The organism is Pseudarthrobacter sp. PS3-L1 (assembly GCF_030063285.1).
Lineage (GTDB): Bacteria > Actinomycetota > Actinomycetes > Actinomycetales > Micrococcaceae > Arthrobacter.
On the sequence record NZ_JASISU010000003.1, the window covers coordinates 324,483 to 346,157 of the forward strand.

The 21,675-nt window shown below is 61.3% G+C and carries 21 protein-coding genes and 1 tRNA gene; 9 read left to right on the forward strand and 13 right to left on the reverse strand.

Translation table 11 applies throughout. The features are described 5' to 3' along the window. Nucleotides 1-244 precede the first annotated feature (244 nt). From QMG79_RS09375 to QMG79_RS09385, 3 genes are read left to right on the forward strand one after another with little or no spacing between them, the layout of a single operon-like run. Nucleotides 245-1,981 (forward strand): glycosyltransferase family 2 protein, encoded by a 1,737-nt coding sequence (locus tag QMG79_RS09375; RefSeq protein ID WP_283538322.1) that lies wholly within the window; start codon nucleotides 245-247, stop codon nucleotides 1,979-1,981. Nucleotides 1,982-1,998: 17 nt separating this feature from the next. Next, nucleotides 1,999-2,733: an HlyD family efflux transporter periplasmic adaptor subunit gene (locus tag QMG79_RS09380; RefSeq protein WP_283538323.1), complete on the forward strand. Its 735-nt coding sequence runs from the start codon at nucleotides 1,999-2,001 to the stop codon at nucleotides 2,731-2,733. Then, nucleotides 2,730-4,739, forward strand: a complete 2,010-nt coding sequence (locus QMG79_RS09385) for a glycosyl hydrolase (RefSeq protein ID WP_283538324.1) — start codon at nucleotides 2,730-2,732, stop codon at nucleotides 4,737-4,739. The genes QMG79_RS09380 and QMG79_RS09385 overlap by 4 nt, the downstream gene beginning before the upstream one ends. Nucleotides 4,740-4,829: 90 nt before the next feature. Here QMG79_RS09385 and QMG79_RS09390 read toward each other — a convergent pair whose 3' ends face one another. Further along, nucleotides 4,830-5,834 carry a LacI family DNA-binding transcriptional regulator gene (locus QMG79_RS09390; protein WP_283538325.1) on the reverse strand — a complete coding sequence of 335 codons (1,005 nt, stop codon included), beginning with the start codon at nucleotides 5,832-5,834 and terminating at the stop codon, nucleotides 4,830-4,832. 148 nt (nucleotides 5,835-5,982) lie between these two features. Here QMG79_RS09390 and QMG79_RS09395 point away from each other — a divergent pair, with 148 nt between their 5' ends. Continuing rightward, nucleotides 5,983-6,150 (forward strand): hypothetical protein, encoded by a 168-nt coding sequence (locus QMG79_RS09395; protein WP_283538326.1) that lies wholly within the window; start codon nucleotides 5,983-5,985, stop codon nucleotides 6,148-6,150. Nucleotides 6,151-6,256: 106 nt separating this feature from the next. On the opposite strand, the gene arfA is transcribed toward QMG79_RS09395, so the two are convergent. From arfA to QMG79_RS09435, 8 genes are all read right to left on the reverse strand, one after another. Continuing rightward, nucleotides 6,257-7,777 (reverse strand): arabinosylfuranosidase ArfA, encoded by a 1,521-nt coding sequence (gene arfA, locus QMG79_RS09400; RefSeq protein ID WP_283538327.1) that lies wholly within the window; start codon nucleotides 7,775-7,777, stop codon nucleotides 6,257-6,259. 21 nt (nucleotides 7,778-7,798) lie between these two features. Next, nucleotides 7,799-8,710, reverse strand: a complete 912-nt coding sequence (locus QMG79_RS09405) for a phosphotransferase family protein (protein WP_283538328.1) — start codon at nucleotides 8,708-8,710, stop codon at nucleotides 7,799-7,801. Nucleotides 8,711-8,859: 149 nt separating this feature from the next. Further along, the gene (gene araA, locus QMG79_RS09410; protein ID WP_283538329.1) at nucleotides 8,860-10,380 is read right to left on the reverse strand and encodes an L-arabinose isomerase; all 1,521 of its coding nucleotides are present in this window, start codon (nucleotides 10,378-10,380) and stop codon (nucleotides 8,860-8,862) included. A 42-nt stretch (nucleotides 10,381-10,422) separates the two neighbouring features. Beyond that, nucleotides 10,423-11,115: an L-ribulose-5-phosphate 4-epimerase gene (locus QMG79_RS09415; protein WP_283538330.1), complete on the reverse strand. Its 693-nt coding sequence runs from the start codon at nucleotides 11,113-11,115 to the stop codon at nucleotides 10,423-10,425. Continuing rightward, a complete protein-coding gene (gene araB / locus QMG79_RS09420) occupies nucleotides 11,112-12,941 on the reverse strand; it encodes a ribulokinase (RefSeq protein WP_283538331.1) in 1,830 nt (609 codons plus the stop codon). The genes QMG79_RS09415 and araB overlap by 4 nt, the downstream gene beginning before the upstream one ends. 394 nt (nucleotides 12,942-13,335) lie before the next feature. Further along, complete coding sequence (locus QMG79_RS09425; protein WP_283538332.1) at nucleotides 13,336-14,097, reverse strand: anti-sigma factor; 762 nt, start codon at nucleotides 14,095-14,097, stop codon at nucleotides 13,336-13,338. After that, nucleotides 14,084-14,605 (reverse strand): RNA polymerase sigma factor, encoded by a 522-nt coding sequence (locus QMG79_RS09430; RefSeq protein WP_502934732.1) that lies wholly within the window; start codon nucleotides 14,603-14,605, stop codon nucleotides 14,084-14,086. The genes QMG79_RS09425 and QMG79_RS09430 overlap by 14 nt, the downstream gene beginning before the upstream one ends. Before the next feature lie 108 nt (nucleotides 14,606-14,713). After that, nucleotides 14,714-15,112 carry a class F sortase gene (locus tag QMG79_RS09435; RefSeq protein WP_283538333.1) on the reverse strand — a complete coding sequence of 133 codons (399 nt, stop codon included), beginning with the start codon at nucleotides 15,110-15,112 and terminating at the stop codon, nucleotides 14,714-14,716. On the opposite strand from QMG79_RS09435, the gene QMG79_RS09440 reads away from it, so the two are divergent. After that, nucleotides 15,111-15,539, forward strand: coding sequence for a hypothetical protein (locus tag QMG79_RS09440; RefSeq protein WP_283538334.1), 429 nt, complete (start codon nucleotides 15,111-15,113; stop codon nucleotides 15,537-15,539). The two genes, QMG79_RS09435 and QMG79_RS09440, sit on opposite strands and share 2 nt — an antisense overlap. A 4-nt stretch (nucleotides 15,540-15,543) precedes the next feature. On the opposite strand, the gene QMG79_RS09445 is transcribed toward QMG79_RS09440, so the two are convergent. Together QMG79_RS09445 and QMG79_RS09450 are read right to left on the reverse strand one after the other, a co-directional pair. Next, the gene (locus QMG79_RS09445; RefSeq protein ID WP_283538335.1) at nucleotides 15,544-16,380 is read right to left on the reverse strand and encodes a DUF4397 domain-containing protein; all 837 of its coding nucleotides are present in this window, start codon (nucleotides 16,378-16,380) and stop codon (nucleotides 15,544-15,546) included. A gap of 103 nt (nucleotides 16,381-16,483) precedes the next feature. Next, nucleotides 16,484-17,518 (reverse strand): LacI family DNA-binding transcriptional regulator, encoded by a 1,035-nt coding sequence (locus tag QMG79_RS09450; protein ID WP_283538704.1) that lies wholly within the window; start codon nucleotides 17,516-17,518, stop codon nucleotides 16,484-16,486. Nucleotides 17,519-17,570: 52 nt separating this feature from the next. On the opposite strand from QMG79_RS09450, the gene QMG79_RS09455 reads away from it, so the two are divergent. After that, the gene (locus QMG79_RS09455) at nucleotides 17,571-17,789 is read left to right on the forward strand and encodes a DUF4287 domain-containing protein (protein ID WP_283538336.1); all 219 of its coding nucleotides are present in this window, start codon (nucleotides 17,571-17,573) and stop codon (nucleotides 17,787-17,789) included. Nucleotides 17,790-17,851: 62 nt separating this feature from the next. Here QMG79_RS09455 and QMG79_RS09460 read toward each other — a convergent pair. Then, nucleotides 17,852-17,924, reverse strand: a tRNA-Lys gene (locus QMG79_RS09460). 148 nt (nucleotides 17,925-18,072) lie between these two features. Between QMG79_RS09460 and QMG79_RS09465 the strand changes: the two genes are divergently transcribed. The 3 genes from QMG79_RS09465 (at nucleotide 18,073) to QMG79_RS09475 (ending at nucleotide 20,676) form a co-directional block, all read left to right on the forward strand. After that, nucleotides 18,073-18,732, forward strand: a complete 660-nt coding sequence (locus QMG79_RS09465; RefSeq protein WP_283538337.1) for a hypothetical protein — start codon at nucleotides 18,073-18,075, stop codon at nucleotides 18,730-18,732. Between the two features lie 311 nt (nucleotides 18,733-19,043). Continuing rightward, entirely contained in the window at nucleotides 19,044-19,661 is a 618-nt protein-coding gene (locus tag QMG79_RS09470; RefSeq protein WP_283538338.1) for a DUF47 domain-containing protein, read from the forward strand. A 1-nt stretch (nucleotide 19,662) separates the two neighbouring features. Continuing rightward, the gene (locus QMG79_RS09475) at nucleotides 19,663-20,676 is read left to right on the forward strand and encodes an inorganic phosphate transporter (RefSeq protein WP_283538339.1); all 1,014 of its coding nucleotides are present in this window, start codon (nucleotides 19,663-19,665) and stop codon (nucleotides 20,674-20,676) included. Between the two features lie 179 nt (nucleotides 20,677-20,855). Here QMG79_RS09475 and pstB read toward each other — a convergent pair whose 3' ends face one another. Further along, nucleotides 20,856-21,635 (reverse strand): phosphate ABC transporter ATP-binding protein PstB, encoded by a 780-nt coding sequence (gene pstB / locus QMG79_RS09480; RefSeq protein WP_283538340.1) that lies wholly within the window; start codon nucleotides 21,633-21,635, stop codon nucleotides 20,856-20,858. Nucleotides 21,636-21,675 lie beyond the last annotated feature (40 nt).

Below are 21,675 nucleotides of genomic sequence, written 5' to 3' on the forward strand. Positions count from 1 at the left end.
TGCTGGGCACTCCTTCTGGTTGCCAGCCTCAGGAATTTATCCCTGCGGCGGGTTTCCGCCAAGCAAGAGACCCATTTTCGCCACACTTCTGCTGGGCAAAAACACACCTCCCTGAGACCTCGTCTCCAATTCTTTGGAGCCCTCTTCCACTGCGCCCCAACGCTGCACAGTCTCCGGACCATTGTGGTGGGGCCAACCGTATCGAGAAGAATTCGGGCTCGACGCTGCTTATCGAAGGAGCATCATGCTGTTATTGGACACTGGCGCCGCACGGCAGGGCCGGATGGGGCGCAAAAAGACCTCGGCTCAACCATTGACGCGCGAAGTCCGTGCGCAGGCAGCCGCCCACGGAACAATCGAAAGAAACCTTGAATCACCCTCCCTGACGCTGCTGGTCCTGCTGGCTGCCCTTGGGGTGCTGCTCTATGCGGGCTTTCTGCTCAATCCTGCCAACGCCGGAGATCCACTCCCCTACTTCATGGTGGTGGCTTGCGAATCGTTTGTTATGTTCCAGGTCCTGCTCTCGCTTTGGACCGCACTGTCCGCCGCCCAAAACCCTCGCGGCTATGTCTTCCACGAATCACAACGCCAGCTCTTCTACCCAACAAGCCAGGACCTGGACGATCACCTGATGCGCCCCACGGAGTGGATGCAGATTGGCGGACAACGCCTCCTGGTAGATGTCTACATCCCTACCTACGGTGAGGCGCCCGACGTCGTCGAACGCACCGCACGTGCGGCCAGGGACATGCGTGGCTTCCACAGCACCTACATCCTGGACGACGGCCACTCTCCAGAAATTGCTGCAGTTGCCGCGCATCTCGGCGTCGGATATCTGCAGCGGGTGGACAATGCCGGCGCAAAAGCTGGAAATATCAATAACGCCTTGAAGTCCACAACGGGGGATTTTTTTGTTGTCCTGGACGCTGACTTCATTCCAGCTGCTGACTTTCTGGTGGAGACCATGCCGTTCTTCGGAGAGAAGACAGTAGCTTTTGTGCAGACCCCACAGGTGTACGGAAATATCAGTAATTTCATTTCCCGGGGCGCCGGATATATGCAGACCGTATTTTATTCCCTGACCCAGCCCGGTAAGAACCGGTTCAATTCGGCCTTCTGTGTTGGGACGAACGTCGTCTTCCGCAAGCACGCGGTTCTGAGTATTGGAGGACTCTACGAGAAGTCAAAATCCGAGGATATCTGGACCTCCCTGATTCTCCATGGGCAGGGGTGGAAATCTGTATACATTCCGACCGTCCTGGCCGTCGGGGACACACCCGAAACCATTGAGTCCTACACGAAGCAGCAACAACGGTGGGCTACTGGCGCCTTCGAAATCCTGTTCAGGCGTAATCCCCTGCTGGACCGAACCCTGAGCATCGATCAGCGGCTGCAGTATTTTGGAACGGCTACCTTTTACTGCAGCGGCCTGATTACCTTCTGCCTGCTGTTGCTGCCACCCCTACAGATCTACTTGGGCCTGACCCCCGTCAACCAGCACACTCCCTTCCTGCAGTGGCTCCTTTTTTATTGCGGGCTGTACGTCATGCAGATCATCATGGCGGTCTACACCATCGGTTCGTTCCGCTGGCAGACCCTTTTGCTTTCCACTGCATCCTTTCCCATCTATATCCGAGCCTTTGCCAACGCGCTTCGCAGAAAAGATACTGCCTGGCACGTCACGGGTCGCGTAGGGAAAAGGAACTCCCCCTTTCTCTTCATCCTTCCGCAGCTGTTGACATTCGTTTTCCTGGCCGCGACATCCTGTGTTGGCCTGTGGAAAGTGGAATGGACCGGCCAGATTTCAATGGCGGTGATCTGGAACCTTCTGAACTCACTTGTCCTGGGTACTTTCCTGGGGATCGCAATCCACGAATCCTTCGCGCTCCGCCGGGCACACGCGCAGCGCGAACCTGAACCGGCAGCCGAACCGCTAGAAGACCGCCCACGGGCAAAACATAGCGGCAGCGTCCCCGTCTGAACCAGAAAGGCCACGCCATGCTTATCCGCAAAGTTCTCACAATGCTCGCTGCCCTTGTCCTCATCCTCACCGTCAGCGGAGCCGGACTCGTCTACGCGAACGACCGTTCCCATCACCTTTCATCCAACAAGGCCGTCCTGCGGTCTGAGAGCTACAGCATCGGCACCCCGTTCGGCGGGGCGGTCCAACACCTCAGCGTCTCCCGCGGTGACAGCATCAAAAAAGGCCAGGAACTTTTCCGCCTGCAAAGCGCCACCCTTCAGCAGGCGCTGGCCACCTCCCGGTTCAACGCCACAGGCGTCGGCTACAGCATTATTGGCGACGACGTCATGGTTTTTACAGCCACCAACGACGGCGTCGTCAGTGATCTAGGCGTCGCAGAAGGATCCTTCGTACCGGCAAATTCTGCAATGGCCCAGATCGACCTCGACAGCACGCTGATCGTAGAGGCGACATTCGATCTGACCCCACGGGACTATTCGAAGGTGGCCGTAGGCTCGGTCCTGACGGTAGGAATGCCTGACAACTCGTCGGTAGATGCCGAGGTGTTCGACATCCAGGTCACCTCCAATGGCGCCAATACAGCCCAGACCCTCGTCCTGGCGAAGAGCCGGTCGTTGGCGGAGAAAAGCTATTTCTCCACCGGAGCTCCTGTCACAGCGGAACTGAAGCTGAAAGATGACGAAAATTTCGGTTCCTGGCTCGCCCGCCAACTCACCAAACTGGCTACTCCGTCAGGCACAAGCTCATGAGCCGCGCGACAACCCGCGAGAGGCGGCTGCGCGTTCTTGCCGTGTGCATCGCTGTTGCACTGGCTGGGTCTGGTTGCACGCCAGAAACGCAACCACCAGCACCTGACATCGCGGCAGTAAATTCCTGGGCCGCGGCCACGTCCGCACTGGCGGGGGAGCTGCCCCAGGCAGCCGGGCCCTACACCAAGCCAATCCGGACGGCCCAGGGAATCCAGCCACCAACAAATTCCTGGATCTCCGGCGCAATCTTCAACGATGTTCCGCAACCTGTTTTCTCCGGCGTGCTGGCTTTTCAGCCCAGCGACAACGGCTTTGGCGTTGGGCTGCCGGCTCCACACCCGACACCAAAAACGATCTTCGGCTCCTACACCCCAGACCTCATGCTGGGCCTTTCGGCCGATCACTTTGAACTGTCACGGCTCGACTCACTCAGCGCCACCTTTTCCTATTTCAAAGGCTCCCAGGAAATTGGCCGCCTTACCGCTGCCCAGGGCTGGCCCTATCTCTCATACCAGGCACTAGAGCAGCAGGACGTCAGCGTTCCTGTCTCCTTCGAGGGAACGGATACCGACCATACAGCCGTGGTGGCTGAGACGTCATATCATCTGGTCGGCGAGAACATCAGCTCGGACAGCGCTGGCACACGCGCAGCACTGGGCGCAGGATCTGTGCTGACACTCTATGCGGAACCACAGGACGCCGACGCGGCCACCCTTGACGCGATGCGCCAGGGAGCCGTGCCACTGAGGGGGACCACCACCACCTATGACGTAACTGAGGGAACCGTCTCAACGACCTACGCTTTGGACACCGCTGATCGGCCTACGGTTTTCGCCGCCATGCCGCACCAAAGCGTTGCCGACGGCGAAACCCTCAAGGGAAGCTACGCATCAATCAACGGCCAGCTCTCCCTTCACACCGGGATGATCTTCAGTTTCGACGTGGCCGAACGCGCGGCCCGCTCTGAGCTTGACCTGACCGGACTCACCCCAGCGGAACGGGAGGAACTGGCAGGGCACGTCATCAGGGAAGCCTCCGAGGTCCAGTTCCTGGCACCGGATTCCTACTATGGCGGCAAGGCCCTCTACCGTGCCGTCAATATCTACCTTCTAGCCGAGCAACTCCAGCTAAGCGCCCAGGCTTCGGACCTCAAAGACCTGATCCTCGCAGAGTTGGACCGCTGGCTCAGTCCAACAGGGTGCAGTGGAGACGCCACCAAGTGCTTCACCTATGACACATCCCTTGGCGGCGTCGTCGGCCAAGCACCAGCCTATGGTTCTGACGAATTCAACGACCACCATTTTCACTACGGCTACTTCCTCTACGCGGTGGGAGCGATGGCGTTGGCGGACAGTGCCCTGGTTGAGCGTTACCGAACCATGACGGACCTTCTGGCCATGGACATCGCGTCCCCGGAGAGCACTGATGCCTTTCCGCAACGTCGTGCCTTCGATGACTACGCTGGACATTCCTGGGCTTCCGGAACCTCGCCATTCGCAGATGGCAACAATCAGGAGTCCTCCTCCGAGGCTGTTAATGCCTGGGCTGGCTTGAGTCTCTGGGCACAGGCCTCAACCAATCAATCCCTGGCCACTGAGGCAACCTGGATGCTCAGCCTGGAGAGCCAGACGGCCTTGGACTATTGGGTCTACCCCGAAGCCTTCCCCGACTTCGACGCCCCTTTGGTCGGCATGGTCTGGGGTGGGAAAAGGGACTTTGCAACCTTCTTCGATCCTTCCCCTGCCGCCATCCTAGGAATTCAGCTCATCCCTTTTGGCCCCACCATGGACTACCTGATGGGGCCACCGGAAAAAATCATCGCCCTGGTGGACCAGTCAGCTCCCGCAGGAAAAACAGACCTGCCGCTGATCGACTACAACCTCATGTTCCTGGGCATGGCGGATAGGGATACCGCCCTGGAGCGGGCACGGGACCTGCCTGACAAGAACATCGACAATGGAAACTCACGCTCCTACCTACTCGCCAGCATCATGGCACGGCGGTAGGAACGGCACATCTCGAAGGAACACCCTGCGGTCGCCATCCGTCAAAGGTGCAGGCGAAACCCTGACAGCGAGCCGGTAATCGGCTCCCTGTCAGGGTGCCGATTCCCTGATTTTCAGGGCAAAGTCGGATTCCACATGCACGCCGCCCGCAGTCTTCTCCCGGCCTTCAATCCGATCCAGCAGCAAGGCCAGGGAACGCCTGACAATCTCATCCATCCCAGGGGAAACAGTAGTCAGCGACGGCGACGAGAAGCTCGCCTCGTCAATGTCGTCAAAACCCACCACTGCGACATCACCTGGTACTTTTACACCGCGGACCAGGAGTTCGTGCATTGCGCCCAGCGCCAACACGTCGTTGAGTCCAAACACAGCATCAAACTGCGTTCCTCGCTCCAGAAGGGCGGCCACAGCATCGGCCCCGCCGTCCCGGCGCCAGTCCCCGGGCACCACAAGATCTGGGTCAAACGGGACGCCGGCATCGGCAAGCGCCGCCCGGTAGCCGTTCATGCGGAGTCCCGGGCTGCCCGTGGTGTCATCAATACCGGCTCCCACCACGGCCACACGTCGTCGCCCAGATTCCAGCAGGTGCGATGTCACAGCCGCGGCGGCAACCTCGTTCTGCATGGTCACCACATCCAGCCGAGGGTCCAGGATGTGCTCACCCAACAACACCAGGGGCTTTGCGCCCCGGTGGGATTCCACTTCCTCGACATCCATGGACAGCGGCGTGAAGAGGAGCCCGTCCGTCAGTTGGCGGAAGGGGCCCCGCAGGGCGGCGAGTTCCACAGCAGGATCCGCATTGGACTGCTCCACCAGGACCCGGTAGCCAGATTCCGCTGCCACGCTCATGAGCCGTGACGCCAACTCGGCATAGTAGGGGGATGAGAGGTCGGAGAGGACAAGCCCAATCATCTTGGTCTTCCCTGAGCGCAGGCTGCGCGCCGTCAGGTTGGCCTCGTAGCCCAGTTCTGCAATGGCGGCCTGCACCCGTTGGCGTGTGGATTCCCTGATGTATTCGTAGTCGTTCAGGACGTTGGAGACGGTTTTGAGTGAGACGCCCGCAGCCCGTGCAACATCATTCATGGTGACAGCCACTGGTGGTCCTTAAGTTCGATGCCGGGCGGTTCCTTGGACAGCGCCTTCGGCACGTCTGGATCCATAGTTGCAGATGATGTGCCCTTCACCCTTTCCCAGCAACTTTACAACGTTATAGTATTCAAGAGCCGCAACCCAAGGAATCTTCATGGCACAGCTCACTGCGCCGTTGTTTCGCTGCCCGGTATTTGACGGCACAGCAGACCCTGCGCTGATTCACCGTCGCGGGACCAACGCATGGTGGATGTTCTTCACGGCATGCCGGGCTACGCTCACCACAGGTGGATGCGACTCGGTCACCGGCACCCGGACCTGACGCCGCCGGCTCGCCCATCTGTTTGACGCCAAAAGAGCAGGGCGCCCCAGATCTCGCCAGGGGTTTCCCGCCCTTTTTATCGAGCTCTCGCTCTTTCAGCGGAACGTCAGGCGACGGACAGCCTGATCATGGACCAGGAAACGGCGGGCAGATCAGCAGTGAGTGTTCCGCCGTCGACCTTCACGCTGCCGTTGCCGGAGGGCGCCACGGAGGTGTCGTCATCAGCTGTGGCATGCCAGTAGGGATCCTTGTTGGAAAACGTGATGGCATCAACGACTTTCACAGCACCCAGGCTACCCACGGCGACCTCAAGTGCCAGCGGCTGGTCCGAGGAACGGTTCACCGCGAACACCACCGCCTCGCCCTTCTCGGAATCGAACGTTGCCACCGCGGACAACGCTGCAAAATCGACAGTCTTTGCGGACGTGAGCAGCGGCGATTCAACAGCCAGCTGCAGGACAGTTCCGCTGGCGTTTGCTGAGGTCAGGGCAAATGGATGGAAGGTGGTCTGCTTCCAGGCCCGGCCACCGGGCTCGGTCATAATGGGCGCAATGACGTTGACCAACTGCGCCAGGCTGGCGGAATGGACGCGGTCCGTGTTGCGCAGCAGGGTGATCAGCAGATCCCCCACCACGACTGCATCGGCCACCGAGTACTTGTCCTCCAGGAGCACCGGTGCCACGGGCCAGTCGCTGCCGGTGGGGACCTTTGACTCATCGCGGCTGGCATGCCAGACATTCCACTCATCAAAAGAGATATTGACCTGTTTGGTGGACTTCTTAACGGACCGGACATGCTCAATGTGCGCCACGGTGTCCTTGATGAAAACCTCCATACGGTGCCCTGCGGACAAGTGCTCCTGCAGGTCACCGTGATCCTCAAAGTACTGGTGGGCAGAGATCAGGTCCACCACCTCATATGTTTCCGTGAGGACAACGCGCTCCCACTCACCAAAGGTGTCCATGCCCGGCGAGGAACTGCCGCAAACCACAAGCTCCAGGTCTGGCTCGACCATCCGCATTGCCCGGGCCGTGTCAGCTGCCAGACGGCCATATTCGGAAGCGTTCTTGTGGCCAATCTGCCACGGACCGTCCATCTCGTTGCCCAGGCACCACATCGTGATGCCGTACCCTTTCGAGGCTCCGTTGGCCTTGCGCTGGTCCGAAAGTGCCGTGCCGCCCTCGATATTGGAGTATTCGAGCAGATCCAGCGCTTCCTGTGTGCCACGGGTGCCCAGGTTCACGGCCATCATGGGCTCCACCCCGGCCTTGAGGGACCACTTGGCGAATTCGTCGACGCCTACCAGGTTGGGATCGGTGGAGTGCCAGGCCAGGTCCAGACGGGTTGGCCGCTCACTGACAGGACCCACGCCATCTTCCCAGCGGTAGCCGGAAACGAAGTTTCCGCCAGGGTAGCGGACCGTGGAAACTCCGAGCTCGCGCGTCAGATCCAGCACGTCCGTGCGGAAACCGTCCTCATCCGCATTCGGGTGCTCTGGTTCGAAAATTCCGGTATAAACGCACCGCCCCAGGTGCTCAACAAACGCGCCGAAGGTCTTCCGACGGACGGGACCCACAACATATGCCGGGTCGATCGTGATTTTTGCTGCGGTCGATTCAGGGCCCATGAAACATCCTCGTTTTCTGGTTTACAACGTTATAGAAATATTGTCATGGCAGGCTGGCCTCGCCGTCAAGGGGATTCCAGATTGCCTGGCTAAACCGGAAGCTACGGGGCCCCGTCCAGGATCCTGCGGACCATAACGACCCCCCTGGGCAGCAAAGTCATAGTCGCCAATCCCCTGTGCCCAGACCACTGTGCCCACCGCCTGTAAGAGGTTCTCGAGCTGCCAGATTCCCTGATCGACTGGCTCAAGCGCACGCTCCAAACCCGCAAGAAAAGCGTCCCTCAACTCAGGCCGCCCCTGGAACTGCCCATGCGTGACCCGAACCAGGTCGTGGACCCAGGGGCGGAAGTCTGCCCGGCCAAAATCAATGACCCGGACCGTCCCGTCGTCGGAAAGCCAGTTTCGGGGCTGGAAGTCGCCATGCGTGCTCACCAACGGAACGGGGCCTACGTCGGCATTCTCCAGGACAGCACGCACGGCTGCCACTTCGGCGGCAGAAAGCAGGCCCCGGGAGCGTGGCAGCATACCAAGAGTCCGCGCCACCGTGGCCTTGGCATAGCCTGCCGAACTGCCTGCGGGCTGATGAATGGCAGCCAGGAGCTCACCGGCCTGCCGGTACGTCGCCGGGTCAGTCTCGGCCGCAGTGTCCTGGACCAACTCTCCCGGCAGGTACCCGGTCACTAGGATGCCTGCGTCAACCGAGGCTCCCACCAGTGCAGGGACCCGCCCTTGGGGTGCGCCAAGGCCACGGCGGTGGGCGGCAATTTCACGTCCAATATGATGACTTGTGGTGCTGGCCTTGACGATCAGGCGTTCGCCGTCGAGTGCCTGAACCTCCAGCACCGTCGTGTCCTGCAGCGGCCAGGAATGATCCCGCAGCACCACATAAGGCCCCAGCCAGGTGGCAACGAGGCCCCACTGCACTGCTGTCATCTGCCGCATCATCATCCCAGCCTGCCAGACGTGCGGCACCCCAAAAATGGGCACGCCCCAGTTCGGCGACATGAACGACGGCGGGCGGCCCCCCACAGCCGCTACGCGTCGTCGTGCGCTGCCCGTCTTTTCAGAGGTGTTGCAGGCCGCTAGATACGCCCAGCCAATCGATAATACGCAGCATTCCAGGCCAGTTCCTTCTTGAAGGATTTCAGTGTCGTGTCCTCATCGATGGCCAGGAGTTCCGTCTCGGCAATCTCGGCAAAGTCCTCAAAGACATCCAGGCCCACTGCGGTACTGAGGACCGTGTGGTGGGCGGCACCAGCAGTCAGCCAGGCTGCGGCCGATGTTGCGAAGTTGGGCTTGGGCTCCCACAGCGCCCTGGCCACCGGGAGCTTGGGCAGCGGGTGATCCAAATCCACTACGTCCACCACATTGGCTACTAAGCGGAACCTGTCGCGCATGTCAGACAGGGCAACCACCACCCCGGGGCCAGCATCGGTGTCGAACACCATCCGCACCGGATCTTCCTTGCCGCCAATGCCCAGAGCGTGGATCTCCACTCGCGGCTTTTTGGCGGTCAGCGACGGGCAAACCTCCAGCATGTGCGCCCCTAGGATCTTTTCCTCGCCAGGAACCAGGTGATAGGTGTAGTCCTCCATCAGCGAGGCGCCGCCGGGCAGCCCCGAGCCCATCACCTTCGCAGCACGCACCAGGATCGCCGTCTTCCAGTCACCCTCGGCGCCAAAACCGTAGCCGTCGGCCATCAGCCGCTGGACAGCCATGCCCGGCAACTGGCGCAGGGAGCCCAGATCCTCGAACGAAGTGGTGAATGCAGCGGAGCCGTTGGCTTCAAGCAGTGCACGCAACCCGAGTTCGATCCGGGCACTGTAGCGCAGGGATTCGTGCCGTTCTCCACCGGCCGCGAGTTCCGGGGCTACCTCATAGAGGCGCTCATACTCAGCCACCAGGGCATCAACGTCGGATTCGGCCGCGCCGTGCACGGCATCGGCAAGGTCGTTGACGGCCCAGGTGTTCACCGAGACGCCAAATCTAATCTCCGCCTCAGTCTTGTCACCCTCCGTGACAGCTACGTTGCGCATGTTGTCACCGAAACGGGTGAGTTTCAGGGACCGTACCGCGGCCCAGCCGGCAGAGGCACGCTGCCAGGAACCCACCTGCCGGGTGACCTCCGGATTGGACACGTGGCCCACCACCGTTTTCCGGGGAATGCCCAGGCGCGTCTGGATGTACCCAAACTCGCGGTCTCCGTGGGCTGCCTGGTTGAGGTTCATGAAATCGAAATCGATGTCGGCCCAGGGCAGTTCCACATTGGCCTGCGTGTGCAGATGCAAAAGCGGCTTCCGAAGCAGGTCCAGGCCCTGGATCCACATCTTGGCGGGCGAGAATGTATGCATCCACGCGGTAACACCAATAACCGCGTCGTTGGCATTGGCTTCCAGGGCCATCCGGCGGATGGCGTCAGAATCAGTAAGGACCGGCTTCCACACAATTTTTACCGGTACGTCCTGGGCAGCATTGAGTGCCTCCGAGATGCTCATTGACTGCTCTGCCACCTGGGCCAGGACTTCCGGACCATAGAGGTGTTGGCTGCCGGTGAGGAACCAAACTTCGTAGCCATCTAGGGTTGTTGCTGCAGCGTTGGTCATGAAATTCTCCTGCGAAATTGGGGGTTGTTGGGCGGTGCCAGGCTAGTTGCCGTAAACGTTCTGGTACCTGTCATACAGGGCTGCCACATCGGCCGTATCGATCGGGAGGGGCGTGCCCAGCTGCCGGGAAATGTGCACAGTCCGTGCCACTTCCTCGCACATGACCGCAGCCTTAACCGCAGACCTTGCGTCTTTGCCGATGGTGAACGGGCCATGGTTCTGCATGAGCACGGCCGGGGAGTTGGAGTTCCGGAGGGTCTCCACAATGCCCTGGCCAATAGAGTCATCGCCGATTAGCGCGAAGGGACCCAACGGAATATCCCCGCCAAACTCATCACTCATCATGGTCAGCACGCACGGGATCGCCTCACCGCGCGCAGCCCAGGCTGTCGCGTACGTCGAGTGCGTATGGACCACTCCGCCAACCTCGGGCATGTGACGGTACACGTAAGCATGCGCCGCGGTGTCCGACGACGGCGACAGCTCCGGGTTGACCCACGACTCACCATCGAGTCCAGTTACCGGAGTGCCAAACAGGTCAGTGACCACCATCAGTTCGGGAGTGAGGTCATCGTAGGCAACGCCAGAGGGTTTGATCACCATAAGCTCGTGCCCGGGAATCCGTGCCGAGACGTTCCCGGCAGTCCACACCACCAGCTGGTAGCGGGTCAGTTCGGCATGCAGGGCGCAGACAGTTTCCCGCGCCTCGGCAACCGCCACCGTCAGCGCACTCATGCGGATGCCCTGACCGGGGTACCCGCAACGGTGCGGGGATCACCAACTACCGTGCCGGCGTCGTCCGTCCTTTCCTCATCCCTACCAGCCACGGCGCTTCTGGTCACCCTGGCGCCATCCCCATTCCTGCCGGAACGGGCATTGCGCTGGATCGCCTTAAGCCGGTGCATGACCTCGTTATCGCCTCGGCCAAAGTAGTCATGCAAGGTCCGGTATTCCATAAAGAGCTGCTCATAGGCGGCCACGTTCTCGGCAATCGGAGTGTAGACATCTCCCGGTTCAGCGCCCATTGCCCGCGCCGCTGCCCGGATGTCCCGGTAGGCGCCCGCAGCGACCGCCGCATGGATGGCGGAACCAAGCGCGGGGCCCTGCGTGGAGCCAATGGTGGATAGCGGCAGGCCCGTGACGTCCGCATAGATCTGCATCAGCAGGCGGTTCTTGACCAGGCCGCCGGCCACAATGAATTCCTTGACCGGAACACCTGAGTCTCGGAAAGCATCCACAATGGTCCGGGTGCCAAAGGCAGTTGCTTCCAGCAGCGCCCGGTAGGTGTCCTCAGGCCGGGTGGCGAGGGTCTGGCCCACCATGATCCCGGAAAGCTCGTGGTCCACCAGGACCGAACGGTTGCCCGAATGCCAGTCCAGGGCAACCAGGCCATGCTCGCCAATCCCCTGGTGTGCCGCAAGCTCGGTGAGATATTCGTGGATACCCAGCCCAGCGGCTTCCGCTGCCTGATGGCACTCCGGCGGGACGCCATTTTTCGTGAACCAGCCAAAGATATCCCCGACGCCGGACTGGCCCGCTTCGTAGCCCCAGAGGCCGTCCACGATTCCGCCGTCCACTACCCCGCACATCCCCGGCACCTCGCGCAGGTCATCGCCGTTCATGACATGGCAGGTCGACGTCCCCATGATGGCCACCAGCTGTCCTGGCTCCACGGCGCGGGCAGCTGGCGCTGTGACGTGGGCATCCACATTGCCCACGGCAACTGCAATGCCTTCGGGGAGCCCGGTCCACCGAGCTGCCTCCGCCGTAAGCGAGCCAGCAGCATCGCCGAGGCGTCCAATCGTGTGCTCGAGCTTGGTGGCAACAAAGTCTTTGAATCCAGGGTTCAGGGCCGCCAGGAAATCCTCCGACGGGTAACGCCCATCCTGATAGATGCCCTTGTAGCCCGCAGTACACGCGTTGCGAACGTACCGTCCGCAGAGCTGCCAGACAATCCAGTCGGCCGCTTCGACCCAGTGGTCCATCGCGGCGTAAGTGTCCGGATCTTCTTCGAGCAGCTGCAGGCCCTTGGCGAATTCCCACTCAGAGGAAATCAGCCCGCCATAGCGTGGCAACCAGTCTTCGCCGCGCTCCGCTGCCAACGTGTTGATCCGGTCCGCTTGGCCCTGGGCAGCATGGTGTCGCCAAAGCTTGACGTAGGCGTGCGGACGGGTGGCAAACCCCGCCGTCTCGTTCAAGGGAGTGCCGTCGGCCTGAACCGGGACCATGGTGCAGGCGGTGAAGTCGGTGGCAATTCCGACGACATCCGCCGGGTTGATTCCTGCGTCATTGACTGCCGCCGGAACCGCGTGCCGGAGCACGTCCCGGTAGTCGTTGGGGACCTGCAATGCCCAGTCACCAGGTAACCGCTGCGCGTCATCGCCAGCAAGGTCCGCGGGCAAGGCCTCCGTGATGACAGCGTGCGGATACTCATAGACACCATTGCCAAGTTCTTTTCCGTCGCTGACCCGAACAACAACGGCCCGCCCGGACAAGGTTCCGTAGTCAACCCCGATCACGTACTTTTCCGAGTCAGGGGTGGTCTCCGCCGTGACGTCCATAAGAATTCCTCCAGTGCCATGCCGCCACATCGCGGCCTACCCAATTGTGAGCGCTAACATATGGGAAAGTCAACGCCCCCTCTGGACATGCTCATCTCAGCCTCTGAACATTGGACATGGCAGGCGATGCCCAATGTTCGCAACCTCGGACGAGCATGCCCATCCGAGGGCCAAGGCAAAAAACGCACATGTCCACCCGAGGCTGCATGTGACGGACATGCACGCCTTGAGTGCTATCGCGATATGCCCACGCTCAGAATCGCCAGAAGGACATGCTCAATATTGCGGACTGAGCATGTCCATCCCTGGACCTGAGCACTGGGCAGCTCAGATCATGCCCAAGATTGGCTGCAGGGGTTGAGCATGTCCAACCCTGCGGGTTGGGCGCGCCCCCTCAGAAGGCCAGGGTCCCCCTGGCAATGCTGTTGCTGGAGTGCGTTGGATTTCCGTCAAGGGGCTCATCGGAAACATCAACAATGGGGAACTCCGAGAGCTCCAAGCCAGCGGGGACATCAAAGGTTCCCGTCTCAGAGTCCATGACACCCAAGCTGACCAGCCGGGACAGGTCAGGGGCGATCAGCCAGACTTCCTGGTACCCCTGGGCCTGGTCCTCGCTGAGTTTGACCTGCAGATGGCGGATACCGTCACGTGTTTCCACCACCTCGGCGGAGCCCGTGGCGGAAAATTGCCCCAAGGGAGAAAGTTCCGTGTTGGCAAGTTGCTGTGGCGCCGGGTTGAAGGCCCACACTGCACCTACGGCGATCAGAATCGACGCTGCAGCGGCGCCCACCCAGGCCGCCGGAGTCCGCCAACGTGATGACGCTGTCAGCGGGATCACCCGCGCGGAGGGTACTTTCGGCAGCGGATCGGACTGGGCCACAGGATCCGCGGGGGTACTGGCTTCGACACCAAGGGGATCGTCCCGCAGAGAGTCAGGGAGTTCCAGCCGACTGTGAATACCGGCCCAAACCTGCGGGTGGGGAGCTTCTAGGTCGCCAGTACCCTGTGCTGGCCGCACCGCATCGACGGCACGTCGCAATGCTGCGTACTCTGCGGCGCAGTCAGGACAGGCCAAGAGGTGGTCGCTGCTCATGGAATCTTCGCCAAGGCCGAAGAGGGCAAGGAGGCTCAACTCTTCCGAATCAAGATGTTGCAAGGTCTGCCTCCAATCGGCGTCTCAGGTGGGTCAAGCTGCGGCGAATATGGCTTTTGACCGTCCCGAGGGGGAGATCAAGTTTCCGTGAAATCTGTTCGTGCGTCAGGTCATCGTAGAAGGCCAGCTTCAGGATTGACCCCTGCGGCTCGCCTAGCCTGTCCAATTCACCATCGAGAAGGAGCCGGTCAGCCAGCACATCCGCGGCAACCTCCGAGTCCCCGGACTCGCTGCCCACACCGGCCCCGGCAGCGGCCAGAGCCTTTTTGGACTCCCGGACATAAGCGGATTGCATATCCGAAATGACATTCCGGGTAATGCCGACGATCCAGGCCGGGAGTCGCGCAAGCTGCGGCCTGAAGGTGGCCCGCGAGCGCCAGGCCCTGATGAAGACTTCCTGCGTAGCGTCTTCCGCAGCAGAGCGGTCCTGCAGCGAACGCAGCGCCAGCGTGTGCACCAGGGGAGAAAATTCGCGGTAGGCGGCCGCGAGGGCTGCATGGTCGCCTGCCATAAACGAGTCCGTCAGCTCATCTTCCCAGCCTTGGGATGATCTCTCCGGAGGGGCCACGGCAGACTCCTTCACGGCATCGACGGCTGGAAACGTCACCGGGTCCCCCGTTCACTCAAGAACCGCTGTGACAATCACATTGTCGCTGTAGTCCATCCGTTCGTCCAACCATTGGCCGCCGCAGGTCACGACTTTGAGTTCGTGGGGACCGGATCGACGAAAGAGCGACTCTCCATCAAACTTGTCTTTGGCCATCAACTCCACCCTGACCACCCGATAATTCAGTGTCGACGCGTCCTGCCGCCCCACCTGGATGAGCGTTCCCTGCGCCAACGATTTCAGCTGTGACAAAGGCGCCTGCTCCGACGTTGTGTCAATGTGTCCGGCCAGGACCGCGGTCCCGGCCTCGGCTCCTGGAGCTGGTCCGAAGCGATACCAGGCTGCTCGGTCAAAAGCGTTGGGGATCTCCATTGCCCCGTCCGAAGAGACCCCACCGGGAGCGACGGACATGTCGATCGTTGTACCGGCCACGGTCAGCGACGTGGGCGTTGGGACCGCTGCCGGGGATGTCGCGGTAGCCTGCCGGACTGGAATATCACGTGGGACCGTAGCCGTCGGTGCAGCGGCAGGGGGAATGGGGTCCGACGTCGGGTCACTTGGCGCCAGTGCTGCCGTCTCGCTGGGAGCCGCTGCAGGCAGTTGTGGTGAAGCTGGCGCGCAACCAGCAAGAAAAGCTGCTGAGGCTAAGGTCATCGCAAGGGTGGAGCGTACCGCTAAGCGCCGGGACTTTTCTGTCGGAATCCTGGGATTTTTCATGCGTTGGGGCCTTCCTGGACCGACCTTCGGATACAGGTCAGGTGTCTCACTCACTTTTTCCACCACAGCCATGGGCCGCCAGGCAAGGCGCCGGGCGGCCCACACCGCTGGTGGATCCTGAATCGTTACTGCTGGGCCCGCCGAGTGGCAACCGAGCGTGCAACGCTGAAGCCGCCTACCAGGAGTGCGATGGCTGCTGCACCAAAGCCGAGGGTGAGAACCGAAGGGCCTGCCGGTGCGGAACTCGACGTACCGTTCAGGGCGCCGGGAACCGAGCCCGGAGCGGAATGCAGCCCCTCAATGGTCTGTACTGCCAGGTTGAGGTTTGAGTCGGCCAGGCTGCCCCAGGCGTACACAATGGTGTGTGTGCCCTCTGCAACCGTCACATCGGCCGGCCCAATGACTGGTGTTGTGGTGCCTGTCGCGGCAACGGCAGCCGAGATTGTTCCCGGGTCCAGGGTAAGGGTCTGCTCGTTGGGGTTGGAAAGGTTGGACACCACTGCCGAACCGCCGGCCAGGACATCGACGGCCGGTGCTGCGGCGGTGTGTCGGACCGTGAGCTTGCCCTTGCCTGCCTCGATTTGGGAAACGTCGTTGGTGAACAGGTTTGCGGTTGGATTGCCCTCGGCATCGAGGTTGGCAACAGCCGTGTAGTTTCCGTTTGCTGCCAGGTCCACGGTGACCGGTCCAATGACCGGGGCAGATGCATCCACGGCATCTGCAGCCGTGATGGCCAGCTCGTAGGCGCCGGCAGGAAGTGCCAGCGGGCCAGCAAGGCTGCCCGGGGTGAAGTCATCCAGGGTGAGGTCGCCGTTGACCCAGACGTCTACCGTCAGATCGGGAACTCCGTGCAGGACCGAAAGTTGGGCATCACCCTCTGCTGCCTGGGCTGGGCCCGCGAAAACAATTGCCGCGGCAATGGCGGCTGCACCGGCGCCTGCTGTGAAAATGCTCTTGCGCATGTCCTTCTCCTTGGTTGGCCCGGCTGACGGGCGTTGATGCTTACACCTCTACTACCGGCGAAGCATCACCGTTGGATGCAGTTTCCGCAAAGAATATTTTTCGCTAGTCAGGCAGGCCTGACTCTGCAGTCCTGGGAGCGGCTGTGCTCGCTCTGATGATGAGTTCCGGAATCACGGTGCTGCTGCTGACTGCGGCGCCGTCTTCGATCTCACGGAGCATGGCATCGACGCAGCGGCGTCCGAGTTCCTCGAAGTCCTGGCGCACAGTGGTCAGGGGCGGACTGAAGTAGCCTGACTCCGGTTGGTCATCAAAGCCAACAATCGAGACATCCTCCGGCACACGGACCCCGGCTTCCGTAAAGGCGCGCAGTAGCCCCAAGGCCATCTGGTCGTTGGCGACAAAAATTGCCGTGGCGCCTGAGGCCAGCAGGGCAGGGCCCAGGACAAATCCAGACTCGGCACTCCAATCGCCTTCAAGGAGCAGGTCAGCGTCAAGACCGGCGCCCAGCAGGGCAGAACGCCAGCCCTCAGCGCGTTCCGAACTGTCGATCCAGTCCGCGGGGCCCGCCACGTGGGCGATCGCCTGGTGACCCTGGGCAATGAGATGGTCGACGGCGGCTGCGGCACCGCGCTGCTGGTCCACGACGGCGGAACTGACGGTGGTGTTGCCGGCCGAGCCCACCGTAACTACCGGCACCCCGGGATTGAATTCGGACAGTACCTGCAGCGTGTGGGAATGCGGCACCAGGACAGCGATTCCGTCCACCGACTGATCCTGGAAATGCTGGAGTGCGTCGGCAATGGCTGCGTCAGTCACCGTTCGCAGGGCGGCGATGCTGACGAAGTAGCCTGCGTCGCGTGCTGCCTGCTCCACTCCAAGGAGAGTCTTGGCCGGCCCGTACTGAGAGAGCTCACTGCCAAGGACACCAATGGTGTGGGAACGCCTGGTCACGAGCGAGCGGGCCGCCGTGTTGCGCCGGTATCCGAGGTCAGCGATGGCAGCCTCTACTTTTGTCCGGGTGGCAGCACTGACGTTGGGGTGATTGTTGACCACACGGGAGACAGTCTGGTGTGAGACGCCAGCGCGCAGAGCAACATCTTCGAGGCGCGGCAGCCGCCCATTGCCGGGAATGGTCATGATTCCATTGTGCCTGTTGCCCTTGCGCTCTGCCGCGGTGTCTGATGGGTGCATGAGTGAAGCCGTGACAGGACCGCGATCATATTTCCCGTCCATCGAGAAAAAATACGGCCATCCGGCTGCGCATTGGATGACTGCGCTGGAGGCGGTCGCGGACAAGAAACACTTGGAGCAGGTGGACTGGCTCAAGACCGAACACGGCATGGGGCATGGTCACGCAAATGCACTGGTGGCTGTTTTCAGGGCCGAACATGGGCAGCAGAAGCGCTGAGACGCCGTGAGCCAGGATAAGGAAAACCCCCTGCCAGCAGTGCTGGCAGGGGGTTTCTGGGGTGGGCCCTGAGGGGCTCGAACCCTCGACCCACGGATTAAAAGTCCGATGCTCTACCATCTGAGCTAAAGGCCCCAGCCGGGCGTAAAATCACGCTTCGGCCCAGTCCATTTCTGGACCTTAATACTGTACCCCACCGCAGGGCCAGCTTCAGAACCGGGCTCACGCTGCGGACACGCTGCCGGGGTCGATCAGGACTGGGCACAGGAGTAGCGTTGCTTCTATGACTGAGCAAGTACCATCCAGTTCCCAGGGCAGTTCCAAGCGTCATCACAAACCCAAGCCTTTCGCGCCCATCGACTTTGAGCCGTTTGCAGGTGGTGCTGATCCGGCCAGGGTCTCCGAGGCCGCGCATCTGGCAGCACAGGCCCTAGTCCGGCATGGCCGCGACAGCGATGATCCGGAGATCACCAAACGCCTGGTCAAACTCACCGACGAGCAGGGCCTCGAGGCCATTGCGGAGATGTGGGCTGAGAGCCCGGCGCGGTCACTTCCCGGTGCCCTGTGGCGGTTGTATGCCCTTAGGGCAGCGGTTGTGCAGGATCCGGAGCGGATTTCTGTGTATTTCCGGGCCGGCAGGGACACTGCTGAGGTTTCCAACGTGGTGGCAGGTGCAGCAGAGCCGCCAGGCGCCGCAGAGATGTCCGCCATGGCCGATGCGATCCTGTCCGGGGCGTTCAATGGAGATTTCGACGTCGCCCTGGAGCGTTCTGCAGCTTTCTGCCGCGTGGTTGCCCTGGGCCAGGCAACTGTGGCCGACGGCGCCGAGTTCAGCAACGAGGCGCATGCCAGCAGGTTAACCCGCAATTCCCATCAACTGGTGAAAACGGCCGAGGACCTTGAACACGCGGCCAACGCGTGGCGGCTTGGAGAACTGGACTGAACCGCACCAAAAACCGTTGGCGGCGATCTGTCAATGTTGACTTGGTGGGCGCAAAGTAGAAAACTGATCGTGGTGCCGAACTGCGAAACCCCCGGGCTTCAACACTCAGCCGCCTAGAGCGGCCTACCGCCGAGAGGCGTCTCCGGTTCGGCACCATTTTCATGCCCTCCTGCCTTTGCCGCTGGTCCGCTGGAGGGCCCGCACCGTTCCATTCACCCGGTGCCGGTAAAGTGTGAGCAAGCCGCGCCTCCACCCAGGTCACGGCGAGCCCATCCAGATTCCAGTTGACCTTCCGGAGACCGGTACACCACGTGAAGTTGCGCCTTTTCCCCCAAGAGCCTGCAGGGCTGATCCTGCTCTCCCAGATGGCCCACCAGATTGTGCTGGCCGGCCAGACGATGGCTGAGCTCTTGGGTGTTCCAGCGTCAGAGCACATCAAGCTGGTCGACACCATCCACGGCCTTGAGGCGAAATCCAACGATCTGCACTTCGCTCTCCTGACCCATATGCGCACCAGTTTTGTGAATCCCCTGCCCCGCGAGGACATGTACGCCCTATCCCGCTACCTCAACGAGGCGATCGAAAAGCTCGACGCAGCAGCGGATTTGGTGGCGTTGTACAAGCTGGAGCGCCTTCCCAAGCGAGCTGCAGACCAGTTGGAGATCATCAGCAGGCAGGCGGAACTCACGGTCGATGCCATGCGACGCCTGGATAATCTCGATGACCTTGAGGACTACTGGATTGAAGTCCTCAGACTCGCCAAACGGGCAGAGCGGACCCACCGCGTCTGGATAGCGGACATGCTCAATGACATGAAGCCGACGCCGTTTGCCCGCAACCGTGAGGTGGCTAACCAGCTGATTGAGGTCAGCCGAGACATGCGCCGTGTAGCAACCCAGGTGGGCAGCATTATCGTCAAGGAATCTTGACGTGAGCATACTGCTTTTCGCTGTGGTGGTTCTCCTGGCTGCGGTGTTCTCGTTTCTGAATGGATTCCGTGACGTCTCCACGGCTGTGGCCCTCGCCGTGCGGACCCGGGCACTGACCCCCAGCATCGCGGTCCTGATGGCCGCCTTCTTCAACTGCCTCGGCGCGCTACTCAGCTCGTGGCTGGCGATCGCCGTCAGCAGGACGTGGATTTCACTGCCTCCGGGCGACAACGGGTTGAGTATCCTGGCCGCCGGTTTGGCGAGTGGCAGCATCTGGGGCGTCCTGACGTGGTGGCGTGGCATCCCGTCCTCATCGACGCACGCACTGGTGGGCGGACTGGCAGGTGCGGCGCTGGCCAGCGTCCTGGTGGGAAACAACGCTGTAGCAGGGGTAGACCGGTCCTTGCTGTTCCAGGTGGTTTTGCCGCTCCTGATTTCACCTCTGGTGGCATTTGTTGGTGCCTACCTGCTGGTCTTCCCGGTCACCTGGATGGCCCGCTACGCCCAACCAAACGTGATAAACAAGAATTTCCGTCGCAGCCAATCCGTCGCAGCAGGTGCCGTGGCCTTTGGCCATGGACTGCAGGACGGCCAACGGATCAGCGCCGTGCTGCTTATCGCGTTGATTGCCGCAGGGTATTACGACGGCGGCATGCCGCTCTGGGTCATCATCCTCACCGCCGGGACACTCACCCTTGGAACGCTTTTTGGTGGGTGGCGAATCTCCCACACCATCGGCCACAGATTGACCCGGGTGGATCCGCTCCGGGGCTCTGTGGCACAGATTTTTAGCGCTGTTCTTCTTTTTATCGGGGCAATCGGTCTGTACTGGCCGGTATCCACCACGCACACCGTGACAGCTGCAGTCATCGGAGCAGGCGAGAACCAGGACTTCGCCACGACCAACAGGCGCCTCGTCATCCGGATCCTGGGCTACTGGGTGGCAACTCCACTCGCCACAGCGACCGTGGCTTTCATCCTGCAACTCGCGCTGTCTCCACTGCTGAAATCCTGAACAGCAGGCGGCCAATCCCGGGCCGCCGCCGTTGCGCTCTCTCGGGGCCCTCCACAGGCCGTTCAAGGGTCCATATGACGCACCGTTCAGGGGTCAAAACGCAGGGGGCCCGCTTCCACGAAGCTGGCCCCCTGTTCCTGGCGCTTTGTCAGCCGTGCTGGCAAAGCTTCCAGGGTGGTTTATCCGAAGCGACCGGACACGTAATCCTCTGTCGACTTCTGCGCCGGATTGTTGAAGATGGTGCTGGTCTCGGCGTATTCGATGAGCTTGCCCGGCTTGCCGGTACCCGCAATGTTGAAGAACGCTGTTCGGTCCGAGACGCGGGCCGCCTGCTGCATGTTGTGCGTCACGATCACCACCGTGTACTCATCTTTAAGCTCGTTAATGAGGTCTTCGACAGCCAGCGTGGAGATAGGATCCAACGCCGAGCACGGCTCATCCATCAGGATTACCTGCGGCTCGACAGCGATGGCACGGGCAATACAGAGGCGCTGCTGCTGGCCACCGGAGAGACCTGACCCGGGCTTGCCCAGGCGATCCTTGACCTCGTTCCAGAGGTTTGCGCCGCGCAGTGACCGCTCAAGAAGGGCGTCAGCCTCGCCTTTGGAGATCTTCTGGTTATTGAGTTTGACGCCAGCAAGGACGTTGTCCCGGATGGACATGGTGGGAAAGGGGTTGGGCCGCTGGAACACCATGCCGATTTGGGAGCGGACGGTCACCGGATCAACGCCAGGGCCGTACAGGTTATCCCCGTCCAGCAGGACCTCACCTTCAACACGAGCGCCTGGAAGGACCTCGTGCATGCGGTTGATGGTGCGCAGGAAAGTGGACTTGCCACACCCTGACGGGCCGATGAACGCAGTCACGGACTTGGCCTCGATGCTGATGCTGACGTCTTCAACGGCAAGGAAATCACCGTAGTAAACATTCAGGTCTTTGACGTCGATGCGCTTGGACATTGTGTTCCTTCATTTGCTTCAGAGGTATGAGTTCAAGTCT